Annotated in this window: 6 protein-coding genes; 5 read left to right on the forward strand and 1 reads right to left on the reverse strand. The window is 62.8% G+C overall.

The window, feature by feature from the left end; genetic code table 11:
• Window positions 1–5: 5 nt before the first annotated feature.
• Window positions 6–767, reverse strand: coding sequence for a precorrin-2 dehydrogenase/sirohydrochlorin ferrochelatase family protein (locus ACZM96_RS09245; protein WP_489488705.1), 762 nt, complete (start codon window positions 765–767; stop codon window positions 6–8).
• 165 nt (window positions 768–932) lie between these two features.
• On the opposite strand from ACZM96_RS09245, the gene rpmE reads away from it, so the two are divergent.
• The 5 genes from rpmE to ACZM96_RS09270 all read left to right on the forward strand — a co-directional run.
• On the forward strand, window positions 933–1,142 hold the full coding sequence (gene rpmE, locus ACZM96_RS09250; protein ID WP_077073051.1) for a 50S ribosomal protein L31: 210 nt from the start codon (window positions 933–935) through the stop codon (window positions 1,140–1,142).
• Between the two features lie 304 nt (window positions 1,143–1,446).
• Window positions 1,447–2,457, forward strand: a complete 1,011-nt coding sequence (locus ACZM96_RS09255; RefSeq protein ID WP_489488706.1) for a DUF1385 domain-containing protein — start codon at window positions 1,447–1,449, stop codon at window positions 2,455–2,457.
• Window positions 2,458–2,459: 2 nt separating this feature from the next.
• Window positions 2,460–3,539 (forward strand): peptide chain release factor 1, encoded by a 1,080-nt coding sequence (gene prfA, locus ACZM96_RS09260; RefSeq protein ID WP_489488707.1) that lies wholly within the window; start codon window positions 2,460–2,462, stop codon window positions 3,537–3,539.
• A 4-nt stretch (window positions 3,540–3,543) separates the two neighbouring features.
• A complete protein-coding gene (clpS, locus tag ACZM96_RS09265) occupies window positions 3,544–3,864 on the forward strand; it encodes an ATP-dependent Clp protease adapter ClpS (RefSeq protein WP_489488708.1) in 321 nt (106 codons plus the stop codon).
• Window positions 3,865–4,424: 560 nt separating this feature from the next.
• Window positions 4,425–5,422: Clp protease N-terminal domain-containing protein (locus ACZM96_RS09270; protein WP_489488709.1), on the forward strand; the 998-nt coding region annotated here is incomplete at its 3' end.

Consider the following 5,422-nt stretch of genomic DNA (forward strand, 5'->3'; position numbering starts at 1 on the left):
GAATGTCAGTCCAGTTCATGGATAATCTCCTCAAGGGAAGGGGAAAGAGCGTCCGGAAGCACGGGGCGCAGCAGATCGGCAAGCCTGCCGAAGTCCTTGCGGGCGAGGGCGTCCATGAGCTCGTCGCGCAGGGGACGGGCGCACAGCGCGCGGAATACGTCGGCGTCGGCGCTGCTGCCGAGGCCGAGGGCGATGAGCCGGGGACGCAGTTTTTTCAGAAGAAGCGCGAGCGGAGCGTAGCCGCCCTGTATCCAATGCCTGAGGTCTTCCTTCAGGGCGCGGGCGAGCGCGGGGCTGCATCCGCCCGTGGAGAGCGCGAGGGTGATGGGGCCGTCCTCCAGATGGGCGGGAACCAGAAACGTGCCGGAAACGCCGTCTTCCAGAGGTCCGGCCACGTTGCACGGCACACCGCAGGCGCGGCACAGCCTTGCGATGGCCGAATTGACCGCCGCCGAAGGCGTGGCCGCAAAGGCGAGGGCGCGTCCTTCCACGTCTTCCGGGCGAAAGGCCCGCTTTTCCGCGCGAAGGGGCGCGGTGTCCTGTCCGTCGAGGGCCTGCCGGAGCGCCGCTTCGTCGAGCGCGGGATCGACTACCAGAAGCTCGGCCGGAGCGCACGAGAGAAGATCGGCGATTTTTCGCCGTCCCACGGGGCCTGCGCCCACCACGAGGCAGCGGGCGTCGGCAAGACTCAGAAACAGAGGATAATAACGCATGGGCAAGGTATAGCCCTTACGGGCGCGCTCGTCCAGAGCGTCGGAGTTGTTCACGAGAAAATGAAGCGGGAAAACACTGGACTATCCGCGAAAAAAGAAGTAGGGTTCTCCGACTTGAATCTTCAACGCTGCGGTAAATCGGGCGACTAGGCGACTGTCCGCCTACCAAGGTGGGTATGGGCGTACCCGTGGGTCCGCAAATCATCTGAGGAGTGTACCATGAAAGAAGGCATCCATCCCAAAGTTTACAAGGCCAAGCTTGTCTGCGCCTGCGGCAATGTTGTGGAAGTTCTCTCCACCAAGGGCGAAACCGTGCATGTGGAAATCTGCTCCGCCTGCCATCCTTTCTTCACCGGCAAGCAGCGCTTCGTCGATACCGCCGGCCGCATTGACCGCTTCCGCAAGAAGTACGCCAAATTCGCAAAGTAACGCTGGTTCCGGCGTCGTATCGAGCCGGGAATGAGCGGAACCTCCCCAGGCTTTCCTGGGGAGGTTTTTGAGTTTGGAGCCTTGCGCTCCGGCAGGTTCCGAAGGCCCCTTTTCGGGCGTTCGGCCTGCCGATGAAGCCTTCGCCGCACCCGCCGCGTTTTGCGGAAACGGGCGCGCCGGCCGCCGGCGCGAGGGCGCAGGGCGCGCAGATGTTCTGCGTTTTTCGGCGGCGCACGGGCGTTTTTCCGGTGTTTTCCGGGAACGCCTTCACCCCGCTTTGCGGGAGAGTTTTTCAGGATATGGCATGAAAATGGTTCGTTCCCTTCTGCGCTGCCTCGCGCTTGCGTCCGAGAGCTGCGCGCTGCCTCTGGTGGGCGGTCAGGCCGTCATGGAAGGCGTGCTCATGCGAAACGGCGCGTCCTACGCGCTGGCCGTGCGCAGGCCTTCCGGCTCCATTTCCGTGGAGAGCCGGCAGTGGCGCACCATGGGGCCGCAGGGACTGCGTTCCGTGCGCTTTCTGCGCGGATTCCCCATTCTGGTGGAAACGCTGTCCAACGGCGTGCGGGCGCTTAACCGTTCCGCCGACCTTTTCATGGGCGACGACGATTCCTCTCCCATGTCCCGCGGACAGGTGGCGCTCACGCTGCTCATGGCCCTCGGCGCGGCCGTGGTGCTCTTTGTGGCGGCGCCGCATCTTCTGGCGCTCGGCATGGAAGAGCTCGGCCTTTCCGGCGACATGAATGGAATTTCCTTCCATCTGTGGGACGGCGTTTTCAAATTTCTCATGTTTATCGGGTACATTGTCGCCATATCCTTCATGCCCGACATCCGCCGCGTGTTCCAGTATCACGGCGCGGAACACAAGACCATTCACGCCTTTGAGAAGGGCGGCATGGTCACGGTGAGCACTGCCCGCGCGTGCAGCAGGCTGCATCCGCGCTGCGGCACGACCTTCCTTCTTTTTGTTTTGTCCGTGGCCATCGTTCTTCACGCGGTGCTGGTTCCCCTGCTTCTGCTTGTGTGGAATCCCGCCTCGCCCGTGGTGCGTCATGCGGGCATCGTGTGCTTCAAAATACTGCTGATCGCGCCGGTCAGCGCGCTGGCCTATGAAATCATCCGCTATGCGGCCACGCTGAAAAAAGGCTTCTGGGGCAGCCTTCTGCGCGCTCCGGGGCTCTTTCTTCAGCTTCTCACCACGCGGGAGCCCGACGACGATCAGCTTGAAGTCGCCGTGGTCGCTCTGCGCGAGGCGCTGGGCCCGGACAGCCCCTATGCCGGCCGCTTTGAATCCCCCGACCCTATCGTGATGGAGTGACTATGTTTGCTAAACTGGAAAGTCTGGAAAAACGCTATGAGGAGCTGGAACAGAACATGGCCGATCCTGCGGTTCTGTCCGACCCTGAACAGTACCGCAAGATCGCCAAGGCCCGCGCCGACGTGGAACCCGTGGTGCTTGCCTTTCGCGAATATCGCGATCTCCAGAAACAGCTTGAGGAAAACAAGGAGCTTCTGAACGACGAGGATCACGAGATCCGCGAGATGGCGCAGGAAGAAATTCACCGCATCGAGAAGGAGCTGCCCGAACGCGAGCACAAGCTGCGCCTCATGCTGCTGCCGCCCGATCCGCTGGATGAAAAGAACACCGTGCTCGAAGTGCGCGCCGGCACCGGCGGCGAAGAAGCGGCCCTCTTTGCGGCCGACCTCTTCCACATGTACTGCCGCTATGCCGAACTTCAGCACTGGAAGGTGGAAATCATTTCCGAAATGCCCACCGATTCCGGCGGCTACAAGGAAGTGATCGCCCTGGTCTCCGGCAAGAGAGTGTACAGCCGTCTGCGCTACGAATCCGGCACCCACCGCGTGCAGCGCGTGCCCGCCACCGAATCGCAGGGCCGCATCCATACTTCCGCCGCCACGGTGGCCGTCATGCCCGAGGCCGAGGAAGTGGACGTGAATCTGCGCCCCGAAGATCTGCGCATCGACGTGTACCGCGCGTCCGGCGCGGGCGGCCAGCACGTCAACAAGACGGAATCGGCCGTGCGCATCACGCACATTCCCACGGGCATCGTGGTCACGTGCGAAGACGAACGTTCCCAGCACAAGAACAAGGCCCGCGCCATGAAGGTGCTCGCTTCGCGCATTCTTCAGGCGGAACAGGAAAAGCAGCACGCTTCCGAAGCCGCGGAACGTCGTTCCCAGGTGGGTTCCGGCGACCGTTCGGAACGCATCCGCACCTACAACTTCCCGCAGGGCCGCGTGACCGATCACCGCATCAATCTCACCATGTATTCCCTCGACCGCTTCATGGACGGGGAAATCGAGGACATGATCGAGGCGCTTGCCGCGCAGGCTCAGACCGAAGCGCTGGAAGCGGAAGTCGACTCCAAGGGAGAATAACGACATGAGTCAGGATTACACCGAAGGCGCGTCCGGCACCGAGTCGGGCGTCACTCTGGAAGACGAACTGAAGGAACCGGCCATGTACCGGGTGCTTCTTCACAACGACGACTACACCACCATGGATTTCGTCGTCAAAATTCTGGAAGAGGTGTTCCACAAGACGCAGGAAGAGTCTGTGGCCATCATGATGTCCGTGCATCAGAAGGGCATGGGCGTGTGCGGGGTGTATCCGAAGGAAATAGCCGAATTCCGGGTGACGCAGGTGGCGACGAGGGCTCAGCATGCCGGATTCCCCCTGCGCTGCACCATGGAAAAGGAATAGCGCTTGAAACGGCGGTCGCGTGTTGCGGCCGCCGTTTTTCGTCCGTGCCCGGAAAGGCGCTCTGCGCGCGGAAAAGTCCGGCGTCTTTGAAGGCTCCGGGGCTCCGGCCACAGCCGAAGCCCGGCCGAAGAAAGACGGCTGGAAACAGTGACGGGACGCGGCGAAAAACGCCGAAACGGCGCGTTGCGCCCCGTGCCTGCGGGCGGAAGCTCCGGGGGCGTTCGGCGCTGCAAGAGCGGCGCGCGTCTTCGAGCGGCGCGGGGTGAGGCGGAATCTGCCGTCTCTTCGCGGCTTTTGCGCCCGCCCTGTTGAAAAGCCCCGGAAAACCCCCGGCGTCACCGAAGGCTCCGGGCCCGCCGCAGCTCTGGTCGAGCGGTGCGACTCTTTCTGAGATCTGACGGAGCGTTGCATCGCCGCTTCGCGTTGCAGAGGCGTTGTTGCTCTCCGGCGCGAATGTTAAATAATGTTGCATCGCGGAAACATGCGCCCCCACAGCTTGCAATCTCCGTTTCGCGCAGGTACAATAAAGGAATGTTTCCAGAAAAAAGAGGTATCCGCTGATGATGGCACGTTCTTTGATGCAGACGCTGGCGCTGGCCGTTATGGAGATGCGTTCGCGTCGCCACGAATGTCTTACCGTGGAACATCTTCTGCTGGCCATGACTCGCGAGCAGCTCGGTCGTGTCATACTCAAGGGATGCGGCGCCGACCTTCCCGCACTGCGTCATCAGCTTGAGGATTATCTTTCCCGGTATCTTCCGGCCGTGGGGCCGGAGCAGCCCGCGCCCGAGAGCGAAGTGATGCAGACCGAATCGCTGGAACGCGTGCTGGAGCGCGCGGTGGCGCACGTGCAGTCGTCGGGCCGCCGCGACACCGACGTGGGCGACGTGCTCGCCTCCATGTTCGAGGAGCCGGACTGCTGGGCCGTGTTCTATCTGCGCAAGCAGGGCATAGACCGCCTGCGCGTGCTGGAATTTCTTTCCCACGAGCTGCCGGAAATTCTGCGTCAGGCGGCGCAGCGGCGCAGCAGCGCGCCTTCGGACAAAGAGGACGAGGCTCCGCAGGCCTCGGCGCTGGAGCGCTATGCCGTGGATCTGGTGGAAAAGGCCAAGCAGGGCCGCATTGATCCGCTGGTCGGCCGCGAAAGCGAGGTGGCGCGTCTTCTGGAAGTGCTTTCCCGCAGACGCAAGAACAATCCTCTGCTGGTGGGCGAGCCCGGCACGGGCAAGACGGCCATTGCCGAGGGACTGGCCTACAAGATTGCGCAGGGCGACGTGCCGCGCGCCTTTCGTTCGCTGTCCGTCTATGCGCTGGATCTCGGCGCGCTGCTGGCCGGCTCCAAGTATCGCGGCGACTTCGAGGCCCGCATCAAGGACGTGGTGAACGAGCTCAAGCAGAAGCCCGGCTCCATTCTCTTCATCGACGAAATTCACACCATCGTGGGCGCGGGAGCCACGAGCGGCGGCTCCATGGACGCCTCCAATCTGCTCAAGCCCGTGCTTGCCGCGGGCGAACTGCGCTGCATCGGCTCCACCACGCACGAGGAGTACCGCAATCA

The organism is Mailhella sp. (assembly GCF_057866825.1).